This window comes from Mesorhizobium onobrychidis, from assembly GCF_024707545.1.
In the GTDB taxonomy this organism is placed as follows: Bacteria; Pseudomonadota; Alphaproteobacteria; order Rhizobiales; family Rhizobiaceae; genus Mesorhizobium; species Mesorhizobium onobrychidis.
Window position 1 is genome coordinate 4,131,470 of record NZ_CP062229.1, and the last position, 23,877, is coordinate 4,155,346.

General features: G+C 61.8%; 25 protein-coding genes. 22 read left to right on the plus strand and 3 right to left on the minus strand.

The annotated features are described in order from the left end of the window. Window positions 1-76: 76 nt before the first annotated feature. Window positions 77-613, minus strand: a complete 537-nt coding sequence (locus tag IHQ72_RS20485; protein ID WP_258116827.1) for a hypothetical protein — start codon at window positions 611-613, stop codon at window positions 77-79. Between the two features lie 86 nt (window positions 614-699). On the opposite strand from IHQ72_RS20485, the gene IHQ72_RS20490 reads away from it, so the two are divergent. Together IHQ72_RS20490 and gyrA are read left to right on the plus strand one after the other, a co-directional pair. Beyond that, on the plus strand, window positions 700-1,620 hold the full coding sequence (locus IHQ72_RS20490; protein WP_258116828.1) for an AraC family transcriptional regulator: 921 nt from the start codon (window positions 700-702) through the stop codon (window positions 1,618-1,620). A 115-nt stretch (window positions 1,621-1,735) separates the two neighbouring features. Further along, complete coding sequence (gene gyrA, locus IHQ72_RS20495; RefSeq protein ID WP_258116830.1) at window positions 1,736-4,546, plus strand: DNA gyrase subunit A; 2,811 nt, start codon at window positions 1,736-1,738, stop codon at window positions 4,544-4,546. Between the two features lie 56 nt (window positions 4,547-4,602). On the opposite strand, the gene IHQ72_RS20500 is transcribed toward gyrA, so the two are convergent. After that, window positions 4,603-4,755, minus strand: coding sequence for a hypothetical protein (locus IHQ72_RS20500; RefSeq protein ID WP_258116831.1), 153 nt, complete (start codon window positions 4,753-4,755; stop codon window positions 4,603-4,605). A 299-nt stretch (window positions 4,756-5,054) separates the two neighbouring features. Here IHQ72_RS20500 and coaD point away from each other — a divergent pair, with 299 nt between their 5' ends. From coaD to IHQ72_RS20565, 13 genes are all read left to right on the plus strand, one after another. Continuing rightward, a complete protein-coding gene (gene coaD / locus IHQ72_RS20505; protein WP_258116834.1) occupies window positions 5,055-5,555 on the plus strand; it encodes a pantetheine-phosphate adenylyltransferase in 501 nt (166 codons plus the stop codon). A 75-nt stretch (window positions 5,556-5,630) separates the two neighbouring features. Then, entirely contained in the window at window positions 5,631-6,221 is a 591-nt protein-coding gene (locus IHQ72_RS20510) for a peptidylprolyl isomerase (protein ID WP_258116836.1), read from the plus strand. Between the two features lie 27 nt (window positions 6,222-6,248). After that, window positions 6,249-6,761 (plus strand): peptidylprolyl isomerase, encoded by a 513-nt coding sequence (locus IHQ72_RS20515; RefSeq protein WP_258116837.1) that lies wholly within the window; start codon window positions 6,249-6,251, stop codon window positions 6,759-6,761. Further along, window positions 6,758-7,156, plus strand: coding sequence for a hypothetical protein (locus tag IHQ72_RS20520; RefSeq protein ID WP_258116839.1), 399 nt, complete (start codon window positions 6,758-6,760; stop codon window positions 7,154-7,156). Before IHQ72_RS20515 ends, IHQ72_RS20520 begins: the two co-directional genes overlap by 4 nt. Window positions 7,157-7,168: 12 nt before the next feature. Continuing rightward, a complete protein-coding gene (gene queA / locus IHQ72_RS20525) occupies window positions 7,169-8,281 on the plus strand; it encodes a tRNA preQ1(34) S-adenosylmethionine ribosyltransferase-isomerase QueA (protein ID WP_258116840.1) in 1,113 nt (370 codons plus the stop codon). After that, on the plus strand, window positions 8,278-9,408 hold the full coding sequence (gene tgt, locus IHQ72_RS20530) for a tRNA guanosine(34) transglycosylase Tgt (RefSeq protein ID WP_258116842.1): 1,131 nt from the start codon (window positions 8,278-8,280) through the stop codon (window positions 9,406-9,408). Before queA ends, tgt begins: the two co-directional genes overlap by 4 nt. Before the next feature lie 231 nt (window positions 9,409-9,639). After that, window positions 9,640-9,876, plus strand: coding sequence for an Lrp/AsnC ligand binding domain-containing protein (locus IHQ72_RS20535; RefSeq protein WP_095492825.1), 237 nt, complete (start codon window positions 9,640-9,642; stop codon window positions 9,874-9,876). Window positions 9,877-10,048: 172 nt separating this feature from the next. Beyond that, window positions 10,049-11,461: a circularly permuted type 2 ATP-grasp protein gene (locus IHQ72_RS20540; RefSeq protein ID WP_258116847.1), complete on the plus strand. Its 1,413-nt coding sequence runs from the start codon at window positions 10,049-10,051 to the stop codon at window positions 11,459-11,461. Between the two features lie 101 nt (window positions 11,462-11,562). Beyond that, window positions 11,563-11,877 (plus strand): four helix bundle protein, encoded by a 315-nt coding sequence (locus tag IHQ72_RS20545; RefSeq protein ID WP_258116848.1) that lies wholly within the window; start codon window positions 11,563-11,565, stop codon window positions 11,875-11,877. A 63-nt stretch (window positions 11,878-11,940) separates the two neighbouring features. Next, window positions 11,941-12,882 (plus strand): alpha-E domain-containing protein, encoded by a 942-nt coding sequence (locus IHQ72_RS20550; RefSeq protein WP_258116849.1) that lies wholly within the window; start codon window positions 11,941-11,943, stop codon window positions 12,880-12,882. A 61-nt stretch (window positions 12,883-12,943) separates the two neighbouring features. Next, window positions 12,944-13,738 carry a transglutaminase family protein gene (locus IHQ72_RS20555; RefSeq protein WP_258116850.1) on the plus strand — a complete coding sequence of 265 codons (795 nt, stop codon included), beginning with the start codon at window positions 12,944-12,946 and terminating at the stop codon, window positions 13,736-13,738. 31 nt (window positions 13,739-13,769) lie between these two features. Next, the gene (locus tag IHQ72_RS20560; RefSeq protein WP_258116851.1) at window positions 13,770-14,501 is read left to right on the plus strand and encodes a proteasome-type protease; all 732 of its coding nucleotides are present in this window, start codon (window positions 13,770-13,772) and stop codon (window positions 14,499-14,501) included. 55 nt (window positions 14,502-14,556) lie between these two features. Beyond that, a complete protein-coding gene (locus IHQ72_RS20565; protein WP_258116853.1) occupies window positions 14,557-15,969 on the plus strand; it encodes a pyridoxal phosphate-dependent decarboxylase family protein in 1,413 nt (470 codons plus the stop codon). 68 nt (window positions 15,970-16,037) lie between these two features. Here IHQ72_RS20565 and IHQ72_RS20570 read toward each other — a convergent pair. Continuing rightward, window positions 16,038-16,984 (minus strand): IS630 family transposase gene (locus IHQ72_RS20570; protein ID WP_258116855.1). Its coding sequence is split into 2 segments (ribosomal slippage): window positions 16,038-16,643 and window positions 16,646-16,984, totalling 945 coding nucleotides; the frame shifts between segments, so codons are not numbered across the junction. Window positions 16,985-17,148: 164 nt separating this feature from the next. Here IHQ72_RS20570 and IHQ72_RS20575 point away from each other — a divergent pair. From IHQ72_RS20575 to IHQ72_RS20605, 7 genes are all read left to right on the plus strand, one after another. Next, window positions 17,149-17,916 (plus strand): DeoR/GlpR family DNA-binding transcription regulator, encoded by a 768-nt coding sequence (locus IHQ72_RS20575; protein ID WP_077384040.1) that lies wholly within the window; start codon window positions 17,149-17,151, stop codon window positions 17,914-17,916. Between the two features lie 127 nt (window positions 17,917-18,043). Continuing rightward, window positions 18,044-19,570, plus strand: a complete 1,527-nt coding sequence (gene glpD, locus IHQ72_RS20580; RefSeq protein ID WP_258116858.1) for a glycerol-3-phosphate dehydrogenase — start codon at window positions 18,044-18,046, stop codon at window positions 19,568-19,570. A 28-nt stretch (window positions 19,571-19,598) separates the two neighbouring features. Continuing rightward, window positions 19,599-20,681: an ABC transporter ATP-binding protein gene (locus IHQ72_RS20585; RefSeq protein ID WP_258116859.1), complete on the plus strand. Its 1,083-nt coding sequence runs from the start codon at window positions 19,599-19,601 to the stop codon at window positions 20,679-20,681. A 13-nt stretch (window positions 20,682-20,694) separates the two neighbouring features. After that, window positions 20,695-21,765, plus strand: a complete 1,071-nt coding sequence (locus IHQ72_RS20590; RefSeq protein ID WP_258116860.1) for an ABC transporter ATP-binding protein — start codon at window positions 20,695-20,697, stop codon at window positions 21,763-21,765. Window positions 21,766-21,767: 2 nt separating this feature from the next. Further along, window positions 21,768-22,634: a carbohydrate ABC transporter permease gene (locus IHQ72_RS20595; RefSeq protein WP_258116861.1), complete on the plus strand. Its 867-nt coding sequence runs from the start codon at window positions 21,768-21,770 to the stop codon at window positions 22,632-22,634. Between the two features lie 43 nt (window positions 22,635-22,677). Further along, window positions 22,678-23,556: a carbohydrate ABC transporter permease gene (locus IHQ72_RS20600; RefSeq protein WP_374120401.1), complete on the plus strand. Its 879-nt coding sequence runs from the start codon at window positions 22,678-22,680 to the stop codon at window positions 23,554-23,556. A gap of 2 nt (window positions 23,557-23,558) precedes the next feature. Further along, entirely contained in the window at window positions 23,559-23,840 is a 282-nt protein-coding gene (locus tag IHQ72_RS20605; protein WP_258116864.1) for a DUF2160 domain-containing protein, read from the plus strand. The last annotated feature ends 37 nt before the right edge of the window (window positions 23,841-23,877 follow it).

Below are 23,877 nucleotides of genomic sequence, written 5' to 3' on the forward strand. Positions count from 1 at the left end.
TCTGACCCTCCCGCCGGGCCGTGCCCGAGACCCCTGCATTGGTAGAGCAAAGCGGCGTCAGGGGAAACCGTGCAGGTCAGGTGCTGGCCGCGCGCCGCGCCAGGAACTCGACTTCGAGCCGCCAGGTCGCGCCGCCGTCCTGCGAGCGTTCACCCAGCCAGCGGAAGGAGTTTTCGGTAATGCGGGAAAAGCTCCAGCGCACCGAAGCCCCGGTGCCGTCAGCGCCTTGCTGGACGATGGTGTCGCCCTCGGCGCGGCCGAGCTGGCGGCTGTAATATTGGGTGCGCGGATCGCTCCAGAAAATGTGCCAGGCGTCGACGCTTGGGTCATAGACGCGCAGTGTCGTGCCATAGAAGGTCCATTTTCCGAGCGACGGCGAGGGACCGGCGTCGCGCGCCGGCAGGATCCATACGTCCTGGATCGCGCGGCCTTCGAGCACCCATCCGAAATGCACCTCGCCGCGCCCGGTCAGCACCTGGCCGTCTTCGAGATGGCGCGTGGCGTCGAACGTCCAGGCGCCGACGAAGCGGCCGTAAAGATCCAGTTTCTCGGCAAGGTTCGCGGCTGGCCCGTCGCTGTGCAGGGCTTCGGCAAAGGAGGATGAATTGAACATGGTTGTGGTCTCTTCTTGTCAGGAGACCGGGATGAATACGCCGCGCTAGGCTTCTTGCGCTTGGGAAAAATTGCTATGTTTCGGCCATGACGACGAGCGCGCATACACTGGCGTCCGGACGAGACTGGCAGGTGTCGGACGTGGTCTGCACTGCCGGCGCCGCTGATCGCCCGTTCGAGGAAGAGCATCGCAACTTCTGCGTCGCCGTGGTGACTAATGGCACCTTCCGCTACCGCGTACGCCAGGGCACGGCGATGCTGACGCCGGGCGCGCTCCTGCTCGGCAACCCTGGCACTTGCTACGAGTGTGGGCACGAGCATGGCGCCGGCGATCGCTGCCTCTCCTTCCATTTCGGGCCGGCTTACATGGAACAGATCGTTGCCGACACGCCGGGAGTGAAGAGGCTAGCCTTCAAGACGCCGCGGCTGCCGCCGTTGCCGGCGCTGGCACCGCTGCTGGCTGAGGCGGAGGCTGCGCGCGAGACGGCCGACATCGAGGCGTTCGAGGAACTCGGTTTGCGCATTGCCGGCGCAGCCGTCGCCTCCAGCGTCACGCCTGCTGCCCGGGTGCCGAGCCGCCGCGACCAGAAACGTGTCGCGGAGGCGGTACGGCGCATCGAGAAGGATGCCGAAAGGCCGGTCTCGCTGGCCGAGCTTGCCAGCGAGACGGCGACCAGTCCCTACCATTTCCTGCGCAGCTTCCGGCGCGTGGCGGGCGTGACGCCCTACCAGTTCCTGCTGAAAACCCGGCTGCACAGGGCGGCGGTGCGGCTGCGCATGTCGGACGAGGCGATCTCGACAATTGCCTTCGAGGCCGGGTTTAACGATTTGTCGACCTTCAACCGCCGTTTCCGGCGCGTGATGGGGGAGGCGCCCGGCGCCTACCGGCTCCGGCAGCGAGGCGATAAAGCGCCGCCGTTCCGGCTTTGTGAAGCAAATTGGCCTGACAAAGAGCTTTGCCGCGACAGCCACGAAAAAGCGCCTCGGCCATATCGTCGCAATCAGTGATATCCTTTTGAAATCACCACAAAAATCGACACTGGAAAACTACCGCGGACATTGGAGTTTCGACCCGGCTTCCTATATAAGCACCGAGTGATTCCCGATTAGATTGTGACCTGATTTGACCGACCAGAAGACACCGCGCGGCGCCGACGGCGGCCCCACCGGCATCGAGCCGATATCCATCATCGAGGAGATGCAGCGCTCCTATCTCGATTACGCCATGAGCGTGATCGTCAGCCGTGCGCTGCCCGACGTGCGCGACGGACTGAAGCCGGTGCATCGCCGCATCCTCTATGCCGCGCATGAGAGCGGCTACCACTGGAATCGCAAATATGTGAAGTCGGCGCGCCCGGTCGCCGACGTGATGGGTAAATACCATCCGCATGGCGACGCCTCGATCTACGACGCCTTGGTGCGCATGGCGCAGGACTGGTCGCTGCGTGTGCCGCTGATCGACGGGCAGGGCAATTTCGGCTCGATCGACGGCGATCCGCCGGCGGCGATGCGTTACACCGAATCGCGGCTGACCAAGGTCGCGCATGAGTTGCTGGAAGACATCGACAAGGACACCGTCGATTTCCAGGACACTTATGATGCGTCCGGCAGCGAGCCGAAAGTCCTGCCGGCGCGCTTTCCGAACCTGTTGGTCAACGGCTCCGGCGGTATCGCCGTCGGCATGGCCACCAACATCCCGCCGCATAATCTGGGCGAGGTCTGCAACGGCGCCATCGCCCTCATCGACAATCCGGCGATCGATCTGCCGGCGCTGATGGAGATCATTCCGGGGCCGGATTTCCCGACCGGCGGCATCGTGCTCGGCCGCTCCGGCATCTACAGCGCCTATTCGACCGGCCGCGGTTCCATCGTCATGCGCGGGCGCGTCAACGTCGAGGCGCGCGGCAACGACCGTGAATCGATCGTCATCACCGAGGTTCCCTACCAGGTGAACAAGTCGTCGATGATCGAGAAGATGGCCGAGCTTGTGCGCGACAAGCGCATCGAGGGCATTTCCGATATCCGCGACGAGAGCGACCGCCAGGGCTACCGTGTAGTCATCGAACTGAAGCGCGACGCGGTCGCCGACGTCATCCTCAATCAGCTCTACCGTTTCACGCCGCTGCAGACGTCGTTCGGCGCCAATATGGTGGCGCTGAACGGCGGCAAGCCGGAATTGCTGACGCTGACCGACATGCTGAAGGCGTTCGTCGCCTTCCGCGAGGACGTGATCAGCCGGCGCACGAAATTCCTGCTGCGCAAGGCGCGCGACCGCGCCCATGTGCTGGTTGGCCTTGCCATTGCCGTCGCCAACATCGACGAAGTCATCAAGCTGATCCGCAGCGCGCCGGACCCGCAGACGGCGCGCGAGCAGTTGATGGAGCGGCGCTGGCCCTCGGGCGACGTCGAATCGCTGATCCTGCTGATCGACGATCCGCGCCACCGCATCAATGAGGACGGCACCTACAACCTGTCCGAGGAACAGGCGCGCGCCATCCTCGAATTGCGCCTGCAGCGCCTGACCGCGCTCGGCCGCGACGAGATTGCCGACGAGTTGAACACGATCGGCGACGAGATCAAGGATTACCTGGACATCCTGTCGTCCCGAGCCCGCATTCAGCAGATCGTCAAGGACGAGCTTGCCGCCGTGCGCGACGAGTTCGGCACGCCGCGCCGCACCGAACTCTCAGAGGGCGGGGCTGATATGGAAGACGAGGACCTGATCCAGCGCGAGGACATGGTCGTGACGGTCAGCCATTCCGGCTACATCAAGCGTGTGCCGCTGTCGCTCTACCGAGCACAGCGCCGCGGCGGCAAGGGCCGCTCCGGCATGTCGACCAAGGAAGAGGATTTCGTCACCCGGCTGTTCGTCGCCAACACGCACACGCCGGTGCTGTTCTTCTCCTCGCGTGGCATCGTCTACAAGGAAAAGGTCTGGCGCCTGCCGATCGGCAATCCGCAGTCGCGCGGCAAGGCGCTGATCAACATGCTGCCGCTGGAGCAGGGCGAACGCATCACCACCATCATGCCGCTGCCGGAGGACGAGACCAGCTGGGGCGAGCTCGACGTGATGTTCGCCACCACCCGCGGCACGGTGCGCCGCAACAAGCTGTCGGACTTCGTCCAGGTCAACCGCAACGGCAAGATCGCCATGAAGCTGGAAGAGGAAGGCGACGAGATTCTCGGCGTCGAGACCTGCACCGATAATGACGACGTGCTTCTGACCGCAAGCTCCGGCCAGTGCATCCGCTTCTCGGTCAGCGACGTGCGCGTTTTCCAGAGCCGCAACTCGGTCGGCGTACGCGGTATCGCCATGGCTGCCACCGACCGGGTGATCTCGATGGCGGTGATCGAACATGTCGATGCGCCGCCGGCCGAGCGCGCCGCCTATCTCAAGCGGGTGGTGGCCGAACGGCGGCTCGCCGCCGGCATTGCGGCGGGCGAGGACGAAGACATCCAGCTCACCAATGAAGAGGTTGGCGAGGAGACGGAGCTTTCCGACGAGCGCTACGAATTCCTCAAGGCACACGAGCAGTTCGTTCTGACGGTGACGGAATATGGCTACGGCAAGCGTTCGTCTTCCTATGATTTCCGCCTAACAGGGCGCGGCGGCAAGGGCATTCGCGCCACCGATGTGTCGAAAGCGGCCGAGATCGGCCGCCTGGTGGCGACCTTCCCGGTCGGCAACGACGACCAGATCATGCTTGTCTCGGACGGCGGCACCGTCATTCGTGTACCGGTCAACGGCATTCGTTTCGCCAGCCGCGCCACCAAGGGCGTGACCATCTTCAACACGGCTGACGGTGAGAAGGTCGTTTCGGTGGAGCGGATATCGGAACCGCAGTCGGACGAGGAAGCTGAAGAGAGTGTCGAGGGCGACGCTGGCCCGGATACCGGTGCTGAAGGCGCTGGCCCGGATAACAGCGCCGAGTAGGTCTTGATGGGCAATGCCGGCCCGACGGGCCGGCTCCGCCACAGATAGCAGCCGGTTTAGAAGTGGCGATATGGCTTGCGGATACCGAAGCCTCCGAACCGCTTGGCATTGGACTTGGCGCGGACACGCCCTGCTTCCTGATGCAGCCCGAATACAGTGGCTATCAGCATGGCGACGGTCATTGCGGCGGCGAGCATGTAGATCAGCATGGGCGTGTTCTCCTGCACCTAGCAACGATTAAATGGGGTTTTGGTTTCATCTTCTGAAGCTGCAACCTAGTGAACGCTGCGTGAAGCCTTCGTGATTGGCTCATTCATTGGTCGTTCATCTCGGCCAAAAGGTTCACTCAAAGCGCATCGCGATTAACGTGGCTCAGGCGATGCGCTTCGAGTCCCCTGTCTGGGTGCATGTCGTTGTCCCAAAGCTGCCGCGCACTTTTGGACGACATGCATTGGCGGCTCGCTGATCGGATTGCCTTTGCGAGAGAGGCTCGCTAGAAGCACCTGCCATGACAGAACGCATCGCCCTTTATGCCGGCTCCTTCGACCCGCTGACCAACGGCCATCTCGACGTGCTGAAGGCGTCGCTGGCTGTGGCGGACACCGTGTATGCGGCGATCGGCATTCATCCCGGCAAAAAGCCGCTGTTTTCCTTTGAGGAACGGGTCGACCTGATCGAAGCAGCGACGAAGGCCGAATTCGGCCGCGACGGCGCGCGCATCAAGGTTGTCGCTTTCGACGGGCTGGTCATCGACGCGGCCAGGAAGCAGGGCGCCTCGATCATGATCCGCGGCCTGCGCGACGGCACGGATCTCGACTACGAGATGCAGATGGCCGGCATGAACGAGACCATGGCGCCGGAATTGCAGACGGTTTTTCTGCCCGCCAGCCCTTCGGTGCGAACCATTACCGCCACACTTGTCCGTCAGATAGCCTCGATGGGAGGCGACATCCGCCCCTTCGTGCCGGCGGTTGTGGCCGGCGCACTCGCCGCCAAATTCGCGAAATAATGCGTGTCGCCCCAACGTGGAACCCGGCTTTGGGACAACGACATGCATGAAACAAAGGTTTTCGGAGAAATATCCATGCCGCTCAAAAGGCTCGCCACCTGCTTTGTCGTTGTTTTCGGTCTTGTGGCTGCAACCGTTTCGGCGTTCGCCGCCGATCCGGAAAACACCATGATCATCACGCTGAAGGGCGGCGACGTGACCATCGCGCTCAGGCCCGATCTCGCGCCGAAGCATGTCGAGCAGATCAAGAAATTGGTGCGCCAGGGCGCTTACGACAACGTCGCTTTCCACCGCGTCATCGACGGCTTCATGGCGCAGACCGGCGACGTGAAGTTCGGCAACATGAAGAACGGCTTCAACGCCGATGCTGTCGGTACCGGCGGTTCCGATCTTCCCGACCTGCCGGCCGAATTCTCGACGTCCGAGCGCTACGAGCGCGGCGTGGTCGGCATGGCCCGCTCGCAGGACCCGGATTCCGCCAATTCGCAGTTCTTCATCATGTTCGCGCCGGCGCCGCCGCTCGATGGCCAGTACACCATCGTCGGTAATGTCGAGAAAGGCATGGAGTTGGTGGACCAGATAAAGAAAGGCGACGAGGCGCAGAACGGGGTCGTCACGGGTCCCGATCGCATGATCAAGGTGCGCATCGCCGCCGACGGCAAGTAACCCATTTGTTTCAAAGGATATTCTGACATGGCCGAGATCAAGGACCGCGAGAACGCGCTCATCATGGAAACGACCAAGGGCAAGGTCGTCATCGAACTGTTTCCCGATCTGGCACCCGGCCATGTCGGCCGTATCAAGGAACTGGCGCGCGAAGGCGCTTATGACGGCGTGGTGTTCCACCGCGTCATCGACGGCTTCATGGCGCAGACCGGGGACGTGAAATTCGGCAATTCCAGCAACCCCTCTTTCGCACCGTCGCGCGCCGGCACGGGCGGCTCCGACAAGCCCGACCTGAAGGCGGAGTTCTCCAACGCCAATCACGGCCGCGGCACCTGCTCGATGGCACGTTCGCAGAACCCGAACTCGGCCAACTCGCAGTTCTTCATCTGCTTCGACGATGCCGCCTTCCTCAACCGCCAATACACGGTCTGGGGCCAGGTCATCGAAGGCATGGACAATGTCGACAAGATCAAGCGCGGCGAGCCGGTGCCGGATCCTGACAAGATCGTGTCGCTGAAGGTGGCGGCCGACGTAAAATGACCTACCGAGCTGTCGCGGCGATCACTCTGATGCTTGTCGCGGCGGCTACTCCGGCGCTGGCGACAGAATCGATTGTTTGCAGCGCTGAAGGCGACGCGGCATCGATCGACGTCCTGATGGGGCACACTGCCGTCATCGCGGTCGCGCGCGTGTGGCTTGATGCCGGCGATAGGAACTGGACCACCGACGGTCAGCCGGGTTCGACGAAAGTCATCGTCGGACAGGCATTCGAGGACGACCAGCACATGGCGATCGATCTCACCGATGAGGGCATCAGCTCGATCGTAGCCAAATTGCGACTGGTCAAGGCCAGCGAACAGTCCAAATTCGCAATGGGCGGCACGCTGAGCATCGACGGTGTTGGCGCCTGGGCGGTGACCTGCCCGGAATTTTGAGGCGGGGTTTTCTTGCGCGTCGATCTATTCGACTTTGATCTGCCGGAGGAGCGCATCGCGCTTCGACCGGCGGAACCGCGCGACAGCGCCAAAATGCTGGTTGTCAGGCCGGGTGAGGGACTTGAGGACCGGACGGTGCGCGAACTGCCGTCCCTGCTCGAGACCGGTGACGTGCTGGTCTTCAACGATACCAAGGTCATCCCGGCGCAGCTGAAAGGCATCAGGCGGCGCGGCGAAGCAGCGGCGCAGGTCGAAGCCACGCTGCACATGCGGGTGGCTCCCGACCGCTGGCTGGCTTTCATGCGGCCGGGCAAGCGCATCGCCGTTGGCGACCGCATCCATTTCGGCCATGACGCCAATTCCTGCTTTCTCGGCCAGTTCGATGCCACGGTGATCGAGAAGGGCGAGGCCGGCGAGGCTTTGCTCGGTTTTGACCTCTCAGGTCCGTTTCTCGATGAGGCGTTGCACGCCGTCGGTCACATTCCGCTGCCGCCTTACATCGCCTCGAAGCGCGACGACGACGAACGCGACCGCAGCGACTACCAGACCATCTATGCCAGGGAGGAGGGGGCTGTGGCGGCGCCCACGGCCGGCCTGCATTTCACGCCGGAGCTTTTCGCGGCACTCGATGCCAAGGGCGTCGAACGCCGCTTCGTCACCTTGCATGTCGGCGCCGGCACGTTCCTGCCGGTGAAAGTCGACGACACCGCCGATCACAAGATGCATGCCGAAATCGGTTCGGTCAGCCCGGAAACCGCCGAGGCGCTGAACGCGGCGAAGGCGCGCGGCGGGCGCATCATCGCCGTCGGCACGACGTCGCTGCGCCTGCTGGAGAGCGCCGCGCGGGAGGACGGCACATTGGCCGGATGGTCGGGTCCGACCGACATCTTCATCACGCCCGGCTATCGTTTCGAGGCCGCCGACATGCTGATGACCAATTTCCATCTGCCGCGCTCGACGCTGGTCATGCTGGTTTCGGCGTTTTGCGGTCTGGAAACGATGCGTGCGGCCTATGCGCATGCCATCGAAAACCACTACAGATTCTATTCCTACGGAGATGCAAGTCTTCTGTTCAAGGAGGAGAACGATAGACGCGCACCCGATATACGACAAGGATTTCAATGACTAAGGCGTTCACCTTCAAGGTGCTGGCGACCGACGGCAAAGCGCGGCGTGGCTCCATCACCATGCCGCGCGGAGAAATCCGCACGCCGGCCTTCATGCCGGTCGGCACCGGCGGCACGGTCAAGACCATGTATATGGACCAGGTGCGCAGTGTCGGCTCGGACATCATCCTGGGCAACACCTATCATCTGATGCTGCGGCCTGGCGCCGAACGTGTGGCGCGGCTTGGCGGTCTGCATGAATTCGCCCGCTGGCCGCACCCGATCCTGACCGACAGCGGCGGCTTCCAGGTAATGTCGCTGTCGAAACTGAGGAAACTGACCGAAAACGGCGTCACCTTTCGCTCACATATCGACGGCGCCGCCTATGAGATGTCGCCCGAGCGCTCGATCGAAATCCAGGGACTGCTCGATTCCGACATCCAGATGCAGCTCGACGAATGCACCGCGCTGCCGGCCATGGAGAAGGAGATCGAGCGGGCCATGGAGCTGTCGCTGCGCTGGGCCGAGCGTTGCAAGACGGCGTTCGGCGACCAGCCGGGCAAGGCGATGTTCGGCATCGTCCAGGGCGGCGACATACCGGCCTTCCGGCTGCGTTCGGGGCAGGCGCTGAAAGCGATGGGCCTCAAGGGCTATGCGATCGGCGGGCTGGCGGTCGGCGAGCCGCAAGCGGTGATGCTCGAAATGCTCGACATCACCTGCCCGGAGCTGCCGGCGGACAGGCCGCGTTATCTGATGGGTGTCGGCACGCCCGACGACATATTGAAATCGGTGGCGCGCGGCATCGACATGTTCGATTGCGTGATGCCGACGCGCGCCGGCCGCCATGGCCTCGCCTACACTCGGCGCGGCAAGGTCAATCTGCGCAACGCCCGCCATGCCGACGATCCGCGCCCGCTCGACGAGCAAAGCGACTGGCCGGCCGCCAGAGATTATTCCCGTGCCTATTTGCACCATCTGGTCCGCTCGCAAGAGGCGCTGGGGGCGATGCTTCTGACCTGGAACAATCTTTCCTACTATCAGAAGCTGATGCAGGACATTCGTGCCGCCATCGAGGCCGGCGCCTTCGAGGCGCGGGCGGCGGAAATTTCCGAGGGCTGGGCAAGGGGCGATATCCCAGTGATGTGAGCGAGCGCTCACGTGCCCAGCGAAGTGCCGCCCGCAGGTTGCAGCCAGTGATGCGGGAACTGCCGTCGGGTAATCTTTGCCGTCCGGCCCGACGATCAGGAGGCGCGAACATTTCGGCGATTGGCTGCACTTAAGTCGGGTTCTGCCCGAGCGCCGTCCTGATGCTTGAAAGCCGGGCGGCAGTCTGCCACAAGGGCGGCCTATGCGTGCAAGCTTGAGCAGGACCGGGCAATGAAGGCATTTTTCGTGCAGATAAAGTGCGATCTGGGCAAGTCCTATGACGTTGCCGGCGCGTTGGCCGATGCCGAGATCGCTTCGGAAATCTATTCGACAGCCGGCGATTACGATCTGCTCGCCAAATTCTATGTCGACGACGAGGAAGACATCGGCCATTTCGTCAACGAGAAGGTGCAGATTCTTCCAGGCATCAAGGACACGTTCACGGTCGTCACCTTCCGCGCGTTCTGAGCGGCGCCGGCAGCCTGCCCGGGCACGAGGCAAAGCCTGACCCAGCCATATCGGCGATGCCCTAATTTTAGGCAGGTCGCGACATACTGATCGCCAGCATCCTCCAAATCACCGATTGCGCTTGATTTTCTCGCGTGACGCCAGTGAAATGGCCTCACAGGGGAGTATGCGATTGGCAGCGTTCGACGAAATGCTTCCGGAAATCTCCGGATTGAGAAAACCGTATTCGGCTTACGACCGCTGGCTGAAGGAGCAGGATCCGGCCAGGCTTACCGAGAAGATGCAGGACGCCGAACGCGTCTTTCGCAAGACCGGCATCACCTTTGCCGTCTACGGCGAGCAGGAAGCCTCCGAACGCCTTATTCCCTTCGATATCGTTCCGCGCATCATTTCCGGCAATGAATGGCGACGGCTGACGCAAGGCATCGAGCAGCGCGTCCAGGCGCTGAACGCCTTTCTCGACGATATCTACCACCGCCAGGAGATCTTGCGCGCCGGGCGCGTCCCCAAGGAATTGATCGCCAAGAACGAGGCGTTCCTGCCGGAGATGATCGGAGTGCGGCCGCCGGCCGGCGTCTACACCCATATCATCGGCGTCGATATCGTTCGCATCAGCGAGAACGAGTTCTATGTGCTGGAGGATAATGCGCGCACGCCGTCCGGCGTCTCCTACATGCTGGAGAACCGTGAGACGATGATGCAGCTCTTTCCCGAGCTGTTCCAGCAGATCAAGGTGCGGCCGGTGGAAAACTATCCGCAGCTCTTGCGCCAGTCGCTGGCGGCGGTGCGACCGCTGAGCACCGAGGGTGCGCCGACCATTGCCGTGCTGACGCCGGGCAGCTTCAACTCCGCCTATTTCGAACATGCCTTCCTTGCCGACCAGATGGGCGTGCAGCTTGTCGAGGGGCAGGATCTGCGCGTCGTCGATGGCCACATCGCGATGCGTACGACCGAAGGCTACAAGCAGATCGACGTGCTTTATCGAAGGGTGGACGATTCTTTCCTCGATCCGCTGACCTTCCGTCCGGACTCAGCACTTGGCGTGCCGGGCATCATGGATGTCTACCGCGCCGGCAACATCACCATCGCCAATGCGCCGGGAACCGGCATCGCCGATGACAAGGCGATCTATTCCTACATGCCCGAGATCGTCGAATTCTACACTGGCCGCAAGGCAATCCTCGGCAACATCCCGACCTGGCGCTGCTCGGAGCCGGACAGCCTGAAATACGTGCTCGAACATATCGACGAGCTGGTGGTGAAGGAGGTGCACGGCTCCGGCGGCTACGGCATGCTGGTCGGGCCGGCGGCGACCAAAAAGGAATGCGAGGATTTTTCCAAAAAACTAGCGGCAAAACCGTCGAACTACATCGCCCAGCCAACGCTGGCGCTGTCGACCTGTCCGATCCTGACCGACAAAGGGCTGGCGCCGCGCCATGTCGACCTCAGGCCCTACGTGCTGGTTTCCGACCGCATCCAGATCGTGCCGGGCGGGCTGACGCGCGTGGCGCTGAAGGAGGGCTCGCTGGTGGTCAACTCATCCCAGGGCGGTGGCACCAAGGATACGTGGGTGCTGGATGATTAGAGTGGGAAGTAGCGAGTAGGGAATAGCGAGTAGCGAATAGGGGGTGTGCGACGGCGATCAATTCTTACAGGGACCTGATTGTTTGGAAGGCAGCCATAGAATTGGCGGTAGATTGCTATTCCGTGACGACAGCGTTCCCGAGCAAGGAAGCATACGGAATGACCTCTCAGATAAGGCGCTCGGCGGCGTCAATCGCAGCAAACATCGCGGAGGGTCACGGACGAGAAAATACGGGAGCCTTCATTCAATTTCTGCGCATTGCTCAAGGTTCTCTTAAAGAATTGGAAACGCACCTGATCTTGTCCGGGAGAGTGGGCTTGGTGGTTGAGAAAGAGGGTGGTCGGTTGCTTAACCAAACCGAGGAGATCGGGAAAATGTTGCGTTCGATGATCAGGAGTCTGCAACAAAAGTCATGAAGTCTTTTTTCCCCTATTCGCTATTCGCTATTCGCTATTCGCTCGACATCGAGGCAGATTGATATGCTTCTCGGCCGCACCGCCAACGGGCTCTACTGGATGAACCGCTATATCGAGCGGGCGGAAAACATGGCGCGGCTGGTCGATGCCGGGCTGCGCATGGCGCTGACCCGCACCCAGAACGCCTCCGAAGAGTGGAATTCGGTGCTGCTCAGCGCCGGCTCGGACGCCGCCTTCACGCAGAAATACCAGGACTATACCGCCGCCAATGTCGCGGATTTCCTGCTGCGCGACACATCGAACCCGTCGAGCACGATGGCGTCGATCGAGACGGCCCGCAACAACGCCCGCATGGTGCGCACCGCCCTGACTCGCGAAACCTGGGAAAGCATTAACGAGGCCTGGATGTCGCTGAAGCGCATGCTGGCCAAGCCGATCGACGAACGCGACCTGCCCAGCGTGCTCGACGCGATCAAGCGCGAAACGGCGCTGATCCGCGGTTCGTTCTACGGCACCATGCTGCGCAACGAGATCTTCGATTTCTCGCAGCTCGGCACCTATGTCGAACGCGCCGATAACACGGCACGTATCCTGGACGTGAAATATTACGTGCTGTTGCCGTCGATCTCGTGGGTCGGCTCGACGCTCGACAACTACCAGTGGGAATCGATCCTGCGTTCGGTGTCGGCGCACCGCTCCTATCGCTGGGTCTACGAGGCAGACTACAAGCCGAGCAACATCGCCGACTATCTTATCCTCAACGTTCGCATGCCGCGCTCGCTGACATTCTGCTACCGTTTCCTGACGGAGCACCTCAGATTCCTGGGCGACGATTATGGCGAGCGCCATGCCTGTCATGCGACAGCGGGCAAGACCCAGGCCATGCTGACGGCCGGCTCGATCAAGGACATATTCGACGCCGGCCTGCATGAATTCCTGGCCAATTTCATTCGCGACAACACCAGGCTCGGCGACGAGATCGCGCAGGACTACAGGTTCTATTGAGCATGATCCCGGAAAGTGAAAGCCGGTTTCCGGAAAAGATTATGCTTCGAGGGCGAGAACAATGCGGCTGAAGATCACCCACCGGACCGAATACCGCTACGATGCGCCGGTGCATTATCTATTGCAGCGGTTGCGACTGCTTCCGGTTAGCGGGCCGACGCAGACCGTTTTGTCCTGGGCGCTGACGATCGAAGGGGCGCGCGAGGAAGTTCGCTTCACCGACCATTTCGGCAACGACACGCGGCTGTTGAGCGTCGAAGGCGAGCGCGATTTCATCACCGTCGAGGCATCAGGCGAGGTGGTGACACGCGACACAGCCGGCGTCTCGGGGCCACATCAGGGTTTCGCGCCGCTCTGGCTGTTTGGCCATGAAACCCCGTTGACCACGATCGGCAGCGGCATTCGCGAACTCGCGGCCTCGGTCGGCGAGGGGACCGATATCGAAAGATTGCACCGGCTGATGGCGGTGATCGGCGAGCGCGTCGCCTATACGCCGGGCACCACCAATGCGGCGACGCCGGCCGAGGACGCGCTGGCGCTCAAGACCGGCGTCTGCCAGGACCACAGCCACATCTTTGCCGCCGCCGCACGCGCCATGGGCTTTCCGGCCCGCTACGTCAGCGGTTATTTGATGATGGATGCGGCGGTCGAGCAGGCGGCTAGCCATGCCTGGGCCGAGGCGCATGTTGCGGGCCTTGGCTGGGTCGCGTTCGACGTCGCCAACGGCATTTCGCCCGACGAACGCTATGTAAAGGTGGCGACCGGCCGTGATTACCGCGACGCCACGCCCGTATCAGGGATTCGGCTGGGACAAGCGGAAGAACAGCTTGCGGTCATCGTCACCGTGGAGCAGTAATCCACGGCAAGATTGCTGCCAAAGAGATTCGATGACCTATTGCGTCGGCCTGAAGATCGATCGTGGGCTCGTGTTCATGTCTGACACGCGTACCAATGCCGGCATGGATTCGATCTCGACCTTCAAGAAGATGCATGTCTGGGAGGAGCCGGGCGAGCGCGTCATCGTGCTGATGTCGGCCGGCAATCTGGCGACGACGCAAGCTGTCGTCAGCCTGCTCGACGAACGCACCAAGGCGGTGGCCGATCGCCACGCCACGCTGCTTGAAACGCCGTCCATGTACCAGACGGTGCGGCTGGTCGGCGACACCGTCAAGGAAGTCATCGCCAGTTCGTCGCCGGCGGGCGAGAAGGCCGACTCCTATTTCAATGCCTCCTTTATCCTCGGCGGCCAGATCAAGGGCAGCGCGCCGCGGCTGTTCATGATCTATCCGGAAGGCAATTTCATCGAATCGACCGACGACACGCCGTTCTTCCAGATCGGCGAGACCAAATACGGCAAGCCGATCATCATCCGCGCCTATGAAAAGACCATGGGTTTCGCCGAGACGGTGAAACTGCTGCTGGTGTCGTTCGACTCGACGCTGAAATCGAACCTGTCGGTCGGTCTGCCGCTCGACCTGCTGTTCTACGAAAAGGATGCCTTCAAGGTCAGCCTGAAGAAGCGGATAGCCCAGGACGACCAATATTATCGGACGATTTCGGACGGCTGGTCGAATGCACTGAAGGCTGCTTTTGCGAGCCTGCCTGACTTTCCCGAGTGAAAGCCTCCGTTTTTCGTGCTCTTTGATCGCTGGGCTCGATGCGATGGAGAGCAAGATGAATAGCGACGAATTTCGGGAATGGTCGCTGCATGCGGCCGAATGGGGTGCCGACTACAGGAGCACACTTCGCGAAAGACCGGTGCGGCCGCTTGTCGAACCGGGCGAAATCTCTAGAAGCATCGACGTCTCGCCGCCGGAACATGGCGAAACGATGCAGGCAATCTTCGCCGATTTCGAGCAAAAAATCCTGCCGGGCATGACGCATTGGCAGCATCCGCGCTTCTTCGCCTATTTCCCGGCCAACGCCGCACCGGTCTCGGTGGTGGCCGAATATCTGGTCTCGGTGATGGCCGCGCAATGCATGCTCTGGCAGACCTCGCCGGCAGCGACCGAACTCGAGACGCGCGTCGTCGACTGGATGCGTCAGGCGCTTGGCCTGCCGGAAGGGTTTTCCGGCGTCATGCAGGATTCGGCATCGTCGGCGACGCTTGCCGCCGTGCTGACCATGCGCGAGCGCGCGCTCGACTGGCAGGGCAACAAGAAGGGCCTGCAAGGCCAGCCGATATTGCGCGTCTATTCTTCCGACCAGGTCCATACTTCTATCGACCGGGCAATCTGGGTATCGGGCATCGGCGAAGACAATCTCGTGCGCATTCCGGTTGCCGGGCGCCTGCACGCCATGGATGTCACGGCCCTCGAAGCGGCGATCGCCGCCGACCGGGATGCCGGCATGCTGCCGGCCGGCATCATCGCTTGTGTTGGTGGCACCAGCACCGGCGGCACCGATGACATCGCCGGCGTCGCCGCAGTGGCGAAACGGTACGGGCTCTATCTGCATGTCGATGCTGCCTGGGCCGGATCGGCGATGATATGTCCGGAATACCGGCATTTCTGGGCGGGCGTGGAGCACGCGGATTCCATCGTCTTCAACCCGCACAAATGGCTGGGCGCGCAGTTCGACTGCTCGATGCAGTTCATCCGCCGGCCGGAAGACCTGGTGCGGACGCTCGCCATCAAGCCGGATTACCTGAAGACGCATGGACGCGACGGCATCATCAACTATTCCGAATGGTCGGTGCCGCTCGGGCGGCGCTTTCGCGCACTGAAACTCTGGTTCCTGCTGCGCGCACACGGGCTGGAAAATCTGCGGACCATGATCCGCAGCCATGTCGCCTGGAGCGAAGGTCTTGCCGCCCGGCTGGCCAGGGAACCGGATTTCGAGATCGTCACGGAACCGATGCTGTCGCTGTTTTCGTTCCGGCATCTGGCGGCGGCCGGCATCGATTCGGACGAACACAATCTGCGGCTGGTCAACGCGATCAACGACGATGGCCGCATCTACCTGACGCAGACACGGGTGGACGGGCAGGTCGCGGTCCGCTTTCAGGTCGGTCAGTTCGAGACGACGGCGGCGGATGTCGACACCGCATTCGAGGTCATCACCGAAATCGCCCGCCGTCTGGCGTGAATTGGATCGGCAAAGTTGCGTCGAGGTTTGTCTTTGGACGCATGCAATTTCGTTAGAGCGGGATGAATTTAGGTTGGCGCATAGCCGGCCTCGATGAAGTAATTTCTGCATTCGGTTGAAGTGACAGTGCCGAGGATTTGGCCGATGGCGTCACAGACGGTCTCGACCGTTCGCTTGGCAGCCTTGCGCAGCCAATGCTTGAGCTTGGCGAAGAATTTCTCAATAGGGTTGAGGTCGGGGGAGTATTTGGGCAGCAAGAACAGCCTGGCGCCGGCCGAGCGGATGGCACGGCGCACGGCCTTGCCCTTGTGCGAACCGAGATTGTCCATGATGACGATGTCACCGGGCTTGAGGGTTGGGACGAGAACCGCATCGACATAGAGCTGGAAACGCTCGCCGTTGATCGGTCCGTCGATCAGCCATGGTGCATCGACACGGTCGTGGCGCAGTGCCGCCAAGAAGGTCATGGTCTTCCAATGACCGTGCGGCACCTTGGCCTTGATCCTCTCGCCGCGCGGCGCCCATCCTCTGAGCGGCGCCATATTGGTCTTGGTCCAGGTCTCGTCGATGAACACCAGGCGGGAAGGATCGATGCGGTCCTGATACTTTACCCACTGTGCCCGCCGGCGCGCCACATCCGGGCGATCCTGCTCACTGGCGATCAGCGTCTTTTTTTGTGACTGAGCTTCTCGGCGTGAACGAACTCCCACACCGAGCGGTAATCGACCTTCAGGCCGTGATCGCCAAGCTCGGCCACAAGACCGCGCAGTGTGAACTCCGCCGCCCGGCAGCGCCGCAGCAGCCACTCCCGATGCTCTCCGGCAATCTTCTTCGGTCTGTGCCCACCCATCTTGCCGGGTGTCAGCTTGTTCGTCTCGCGCAAGCGGCGCACCCATCGGATGACCGTGCTGATTCCAACCCCGTAGCGCTCTGCCGCCTGACGTCGCGACAGGCCCTCCTGCTCAACCGACGCTACCACCCGCGTGCGAAGATCCATCGAGTAAGGCTTGCACATCCATGCTGGCCTCCTGACCCAGCCAGCAGGTTGAATCAGATTTGCTCGCCTTCGGGAATCCCCTTTCGATTCAGACTCAATTCATCCCGCTCTAGCCGGCTCATGCCTTTTCATCACTTTCGTTTTCGGCTATAGGCAAGAAAAACGAAAACGGGAGGTCGCCAATGTATCTGTCACCACGTCATTCCGAAATCATCCAGATGGCCAAGGACAATGGCCGCGTGCTGGTCGACGATCTGGCAACGCATTTCAACGTGACGCCGCAGACCATCCGCAAGGACCTTAACGATCTGTGCGACCAGCGACTGCTTTCCCGTATCCATGGCGGGGCGCTGTTCCCGTCCGGCATCGAGAACATGGAATATGAGGCGAGGCGCAAGATCGCCGCCGACGAGAAGGAGGCGATCGGCCGCGCCGCAGCCAGGCTGATCCCGGACAACGCCTCGCTGTTCATCAATATCGGCACCACGACGGAGTCAGTCAGCAAGGCGCTTCTCGATCATGCCGGCCTGATGGTCATCACCAATAATATCAATGTTGCCAACAGGATGCGCATATATCCTTCCATCGAAGTTGTTATTGCCGGCGGCGTCGTGCGTGGTTCCGACGGCGGTGTGGTCGGCGAGGCGGCGGTCGATTTCATCAGGCAGTTCAAAGTCGACTACGCGGTGATCGGCGCCTCGGCGATCGACCATGACGGTGCGTTGCTCGATTTCGATTTTCGCGAGGTGAAGGTGGCGCAGGCGATCATCGCCAATGCCCGGCATGTCATCCTCGTTTCCGACCAGACCAAGTTCGAGCGGACGGCGCCGGTTCGCATCGGCCACCTGTCGCAGGTCAACACTTTCATCACCGACCGCTGCGACATCCCGTCGGTGCGCAAGATCTGCCAGGAAGCAGAGGTTCAACTGATCGAAACCTCGCTCTCCTAGATGGTGCCGTTGCGGCAACTCCTGCTGTTTATATTTCGTTTGACATTCGTTCCTATTTCGAAATAATCCCGAGACGGTTTCGTAAAAACCTAGAAATGCTGCAATGCGAAATCCGGGAGGACTTTTTGTGAGCGCATCCCCGATCCATGACATCTTCGTCATCGGTGGCGGTATCAACGGCTGCGGCATTGCCCGCGATGCGGTTGGGCGCGGCTTCTCGGTCTTCCTTGCCGAAATGAACGATCTGGCCAGCGGAACCTCCTCCGGCTCGACCAAGCTGATCCATGGCGGCTTGCGCTATCTCGAGTTCTACGAGTTCCGCCTGGTGCGCGAAGCGCTGATGGAGCGCGAGGTTCTCTGGAAGAACGCGCCGCACATCATCTGGCCGATGCGCTTCGTGCTGCCCTACGCCAAGGGCCTGCGCCCGGCCTGGCTGATCAGGCTCGGCCTTTTCCTTTACGACCACATCGGCGGGCGCAAATTGCTGCCGGCGACCAAGACGCTGGACATGGCCAAGGACCCGGCCGGCAAGCCGCTGAAGCCGTTGTTTCGAAAGGCCTTCGAATATTCCGACGGCTGGGTCAACGATGCGCGGCTGGTGGCGTTGAACGCCCGGGACGCCGCAGATCGCGGCGCAACGATTCGAACCCGCACGAAAGTCATCAGCGCACGCCGTGAAGGCGAGTTTTGGACGGTCAGGCTGGAAAACATGCAGACCGGCGACACCGAAGAGGTCAAGGCGCGGCTTTTGGTCAACGCCGCCGGTCCATGGGTCGACCACGTGCTGTCCGCTACGGTCGGCTTGAACGATGTGCACAATGTCCGGCTGGTACAGGGCAGCCATATCGTCATCGGCAAGAAGTTCGACGATCCGCGCGCCTATTTCTTCCAGAACAAGGATGGCCGCATCATCTTTGCTATCCCCTACGAGGAAGAGTTCACGCTGATCGGCACCACCGACCAGGACTATTCTGGCGACCCGCACGACATGAAGATCAGCGACGCCGAGATCGATTATCTCTGTGGTGCGGCGAGCGAATATTTCGCGCAACCGGTCAAGCGTTCGGACATCGTCTGGACCTATTCCGCCGTGCGCCCGCTTTATGACGACGGCGCCTCGAAGGCGCAGGAAGCGACCCGCGACTATGTGCTGAAGACCGACGGCGGCGATGGCACGGCGCCGATCATCAACACCTTCGGCGGCAAGATCACCACCTATCGCCGGCTATCGGAATCGATGCTCGAGAAAATCGAGGGTTTTCTCGGCAAGCGCGGCAAACCGTGGACGGCAAACGCGTCGCTGCCGGGCGGCGATTTCCCGGCCAGCGGCTTCGACGCCGAAGTGGCGAAACTGAAGATGGCCTATCCGTTCCTCGATGCGCGTCTGGCGCGCCGCCTGACCCGGCTTTACGGGACTCGCGCAAGGATGCTGCTGGGCCTCGCCAGGTCGAATGCCGACCTTGGCCGCAACTTTGGCGCCGATCTCTACGAGGCCGAGGTGCGCTACCTCGTTCAAAATGAATGGGCGATGACGGCCGAAGATGTATTGTGGCGCAGGACCAAGCGCGGCCTGCATCTGAGCCGCGAGCAGGCGGCAGCGCTCGACGAATTCATGCGCGGGATAAGCCGGCGCCATGTCGCGGCTGCCGAATAGTGATGCAGAAAGCCTGGGAGGAGGCATCATGCTGGAACTGAGAAACGTGACGAAGACGATCGGCGCGACGGAGCATATACGCGACGTGTCGCTGACGCTCCAGCACGGCTCGCTCAACGTCCTTCTCGGACCGACGCTTTCCGGCAAGACCAGCCTGATGCGGCTGATGGCCGGCCTTGATGTGCCGACATCCGGTTCGGTCTGGTTCGATGGCAAGGATGTCACCGGCATCCCGGTGCAGAAGCGCAACGTCGCCATGGTCTACCAGCAGTTCATCAACTATCCGGCGATGACCGTTTACGAGAACATCGCCTCGCCGCTGAGGGTGGCCGGGACCGAGCGGGCAAAGATCGACAAGGAGGTGCGCAATGCCGCAGCCCTTCTCAAGCTGACGCCCTTCCTCGACCGCACACCGCTCAGCCTCTCCGGCGGCCAGCAGCAGCGCACCGCGCTGGCGCGCGCCATCGTCAAGAACGCTAGCCTCGTGCTGCTCGACGAGCCGCTCGCCAACCTCGACTACAAGCTGCGCGAGGAGTTGCGCGCGGAATTGCCGAAAATCTTCGCGGCGACCGGCACCATCTTCGTCTACGCCACGACGGAGCCGCACGAAGCCTTGCTGCTCGGCGGCAACACGGCGACGCTTTCCGAAGGCCGCATCACCCAGTTCGGCCCGACGATCGACGTCTTCCGCAGGCCGAACGACCTCGTCACGGCCAAGACATTCGCCGATCCGCCGCTCAACACGATCGTGCTGAAGAAGAGCGGTTCGAGCTTCCTTCTTGATGGTGGGGTGAACCTCCCGGTGCCGGCTGAACTCGCCTGTATTGCCGATACGAGTTACACGATCGGCTTCCAGCCCCACCATCTCTCTCTTGCCCGGCCGAGCCCGTCGGCGGTTCCGGTGAGAGCCAAGGTCTCGGTCACCGAGATCACCGGTTCGGAAAGCTTTGTGCATCTCGACTTCGCCGATGTCCGCTGGGTGATGCTGGAGCACGGCATCCTGGTGTTCGAGCCGGACCAGACTATCGAGGTGTTCATCGATCCGCGGCACATCATGGTTTTCGACGCGAACGGCAGCTCGGCCGCGCCGCCACAGATGCTGGCGGCTTGAGGGAGGAGGGCACATGGCGCGCATCGACTGCAACCACATCCGCCACGCCTACGGTCCGCATCCGAAGTCGGACAAGGACTATGCGCTGAAGGAGGTGCATCACGCCTTCGAGGATGGCGGCGCCTATGCGCTGCTCGGGCCGTCGGGCTGCGGCAAGACCACGCTGCTCAACATTATTTCCGGCCTGTTGCATCCGTCGCACGGCGAGCTGCTGTTCGACGGCAGGGACGTGACCAATCTGTCGACACAGGAGCGCAACATCGCGCAGGTGTTCCAGTTCCCGGTCATCTACGACACCATGACCGTCTACGACAATCTGGCCTTCCCGTTGCGCAACCGCGGCGTGCCGGAGGCCGATGTCGACCGCAAGGTGCGCGAAACGCTGGAAATGACCGGTTTGGCCGATATGGCCAAAAGAAAGGCGAGGGGTCTGACCGCCGATCAGAAGCAGAAGATCTCGCTCGGACGCGGGCTGGTGCGCTCCGATGTCAACGCGATCCTGTTCGACGAGCCGCTGACCGTCATCGACCCGCATATGAAGTGGGTGCTGCGCTCGCAGTTGAAGCAGCTGCACAGGCGCTTCGGTTTCACCATGGTCTATGTCACGCACGACCAGACCGAGGCGCTCACCTTCGCCGAAAACGTCGTCGTCATGTATGAGGGCGAGATCGTGCAGATCGGCTCTCCAGCCGAACTGTTCGAGCGTCCCAAGCATACATTCGTCGGCTATTTCATCGGTTCGCCGGGCATGAACGTCATGCCGGTCGCGGTCGAAGGCAGGAGCGCGCGGCTCGGCAGCCAGACGATCGAATTGCCGGGCGCGCCCAGGGCCGGGATCACCGGTGCGATCGAACTCGGCATCCGCCCCGAATATATCAGGCTTGGCGCCAGCGGCATGCCGGTTTCAATCCGCAAGGTCGAGGATATCGGCCGCCACAAGGTGGTGCGCGCCAGTTTCGAAGGCCGCGACATCGCGGCGATCATCGGCGAGGACGAGGACATTCCCGCCGATCCGAAGATCGCTTTCGACCCGGCCGGCATCAACATCTATGCCGATTCCTGGCGCGTCGAAATGGGAGGCTGAGCATGGAAAGGACCTGGAACAACAAGGCCTGGTTCATGGTGCTGCCGGTGCTGTTGCTGGTGGCTTTCTCGGCGATCATCCCGCTGATGACCGTCGTGAATTACTCGGTGCAGGACACTTTCGGCAACAACGTCTTCTTCTGGGCGGGTTCGGAATGGTTCGAGGAAATCCTGCATTCCGACCGGTTTTGGGAAGCGATGGGCCGCAACCTGATCTTCTCGGCCATCATCCTGGTCATCGAGATTCCGCTCGGCATCTTCATTGCGCTCAACATGCCGAAGAAGGGCTGGGGCGTTCCGGTCTGCCTGGTGCTGATGGCGCTGCCGCTGCTCATCCCGTGGAACGTCGTCGGCACGATCTGGCAGGTGTTCGGCCGCGTCGACATCGGCCTGCTCGGATATTCGCTGCGGGCGCTCGGCTTCAACTACAACTATGTCAACGACCCGTTCGACGCCTGGATCACAGTCATCGTCATGGATGTCTGGCATTGGACGAGCCTCGTCGTCCTGCTCTGCTACGCAGGGCTGGTCTCGATCCCCGACGCCTATTACCAGGCGGCGAAGATCGACGGGGCGTCGCGCTGGGCGATCTTCCGCTACATCCAGCTGCCGAAGATGAACCGTGTGCTGCTGATCGCGGTCCTGCTGCGCTTCATGGACAGTTTCATGATCTACACCGAACCGTTCGTCGTCACCGGCGGCGGGCCCGGCAACACCACCACTTTCCTGTCGATCGATCTGGTGAAGCTGGCCATCGGCGAGTTCAACCTCGGTGAGGCGGCGGCCATGTCGATCGTCTATTTCCTGATTGTCATGCTCCTGTCCTGGGTGTTCTACACCGTCATGACAGCCTACGATGCGGAGCAGTGAGATGGCGCGCCTCGAGGAAACCACGGCCAACGAACGAACGCTCATGCGGCAAACCCCTGCTACCGCGGAAACGCAGACGGCGAACGCCGTCCTTGCCCGCAAGATGCGGCGGCGGGGCGAGGAGTCGCGGTTCTGGTGGCTGGTGCCAACGATCTATATCATCTTCCTGATGCTGCCGATCTACTGGCTGGTCAATATGAGCTTCAAGACCAACCAAGAGATCCTCGGCGCCTTCTCGCTGTGGCCGAGAAACCCGACGATCGCCAACTACATGGTGATCTTCACCGACCCGTCCTGGTATAAGGGTTACATCAACTCGATTATCTATGTGGTTATGAACACGGTGATTTCCGTCGCCGTGGCGCTTCCGGCTGCATATGCCTTCTCGCGCTACCGCTTTCTCGGCGACAAGCACCTGTTTTTCTGGCTCTTGACCAACCGCATGGCGCCGCCGGCGGTGTTTGCGCTGCCGTTCTTCCAGCTCTATTCGGCTTTCGGCCTGATCGACACGCACATCGCCGTGGCGCTCGCGCATTGCCTGTTCAATGTGCCGCTGGCGGTCTGGATTCTCGAAGGCTTCATGTCGGGCGTGCCGAAGGAAATCGACGAGACCGCCTATATCGACGGCTATTCCTTCCCGCGCTTTTTCCTCAGGATATTCATGCCGCTGATCGCGAGCGGTATCGGCGTGGCCTGCTTCTTCTGCTTCATGTTCTCGTGGGTGGAGCTGCTGATCGCGCGGACGTTGACCACGACGGCGGCGAAGCCGATCGCAGCGATCATGACGCGCACGGTCTCGGCCTCGGGCCTCGACTGGGGCGTGCTGGCCGCGGCCGGCGTGCTGACCATCCTTCCGGGCGCGCTCGTGATCTGGTTCGTGCGCAACTATATCGCCAAGGGCTTTGCCCTGGGGAGGGTGTGACGATGAACCTTTCCTGGATGGCGTGGACGCTGCCGACGGCGGTCTTTTTCATCACGATCCTGGTGCTGCTCTGCGGCATGGCGATCTGGGAATACGCCTCGCCGGGCGGCAATCCCCGGGTTGGCGTGCTGCGCTTCGAGACGACGCGCGGCGACCGTCTCTTCCTATCGCTGCTTGGCAGCGCCTTTATCCATCTCGCTTGGCTGGGTCTTGTCGGACCCAACCTGTGGTGGGCTCTCGCTCTCTCCGTGGTCTACGCCATCGGCGTGTTCCGCTACGTATAGAGGGGGAAACTGTTGGAGCGGCCGCGTGCCGGCGGCT

Coding starts and splice junctions, on each gene's coding strand:
- IHQ72_RS20485 (WP_258116827.1), bottom strand. CDS start 613: ATGTTCAATTCATCCTCCTTTGCCGAAGCCCTGCACAGCGACGGGCCA.
- IHQ72_RS20490 (WP_258116828.1), top strand. CDS start 700: ATGACGACGAGCGCGCATACACTGGCGTCCGGACGAGACTGGCAGGTG.
- IHQ72_RS20500 (WP_258116831.1), bottom strand. CDS start 4,755: ATGCTGATCTACATGCTCGCCGCCGCAATGACCGTCGCCATGCTGATA.
- coaD (WP_258116834.1), top strand. CDS start 5,055: ATGACAGAACGCATCGCCCTTTATGCCGGCTCCTTCGACCCGCTGACC.
- IHQ72_RS20510 (WP_258116836.1), top strand. CDS start 5,631: ATGCCGCTCAAAAGGCTCGCCACCTGCTTTGTCGTTGTTTTCGGTCTT.
- IHQ72_RS20515 (WP_258116837.1), top strand. CDS start 6,249: ATGGCCGAGATCAAGGACCGCGAGAACGCGCTCATCATGGAAACGACC.
- IHQ72_RS20520 (WP_258116839.1), top strand. CDS start 6,758: ATGACCTACCGAGCTGTCGCGGCGATCACTCTGATGCTTGTCGCGGCG.
- tgt (WP_258116842.1), top strand. CDS start 8,278: ATGACTAAGGCGTTCACCTTCAAGGTGCTGGCGACCGACGGCAAAGCG.
- IHQ72_RS20535 (WP_095492825.1), top strand. CDS start 9,640: ATGAAGGCATTTTTCGTGCAGATAAAGTGCGATCTGGGCAAGTCCTAT.
- IHQ72_RS20550 (WP_258116849.1), top strand. CDS start 11,941: ATGCTTCTCGGCCGCACCGCCAACGGGCTCTACTGGATGAACCGCTAT.
- IHQ72_RS20555 (WP_258116850.1), top strand. CDS start 12,944: ATGCGGCTGAAGATCACCCACCGGACCGAATACCGCTACGATGCGCCG.
- IHQ72_RS20560 (WP_258116851.1), top strand. CDS start 13,770: ATGACCTATTGCGTCGGCCTGAAGATCGATCGTGGGCTCGTGTTCATG.
- IHQ72_RS20565 (WP_258116853.1), top strand. CDS start 14,557: ATGAATAGCGACGAATTTCGGGAATGGTCGCTGCATGCGGCCGAATGG.
- IHQ72_RS20575 (WP_077384040.1), top strand. CDS start 17,149: ATGTATCTGTCACCACGTCATTCCGAAATCATCCAGATGGCCAAGGAC.
- IHQ72_RS20585 (WP_258116859.1), top strand. CDS start 19,599: ATGCTGGAACTGAGAAACGTGACGAAGACGATCGGCGCGACGGAGCAT.
- IHQ72_RS20590 (WP_258116860.1), top strand. CDS start 20,695: ATGGCGCGCATCGACTGCAACCACATCCGCCACGCCTACGGTCCGCAT.
- IHQ72_RS20595 (WP_258116861.1), top strand. CDS start 21,768: ATGGAAAGGACCTGGAACAACAAGGCCTGGTTCATGGTGCTGCCGGTG.
- IHQ72_RS20600 (WP_374120401.1), top strand. CDS start 22,678: ATGCGGCAAACCCCTGCTACCGCGGAAACGCAGACGGCGAACGCCGTC.
- IHQ72_RS20605 (WP_258116864.1), top strand. CDS start 23,559: ATGAACCTTTCCTGGATGGCGTGGACGCTGCCGACGGCGGTCTTTTTC.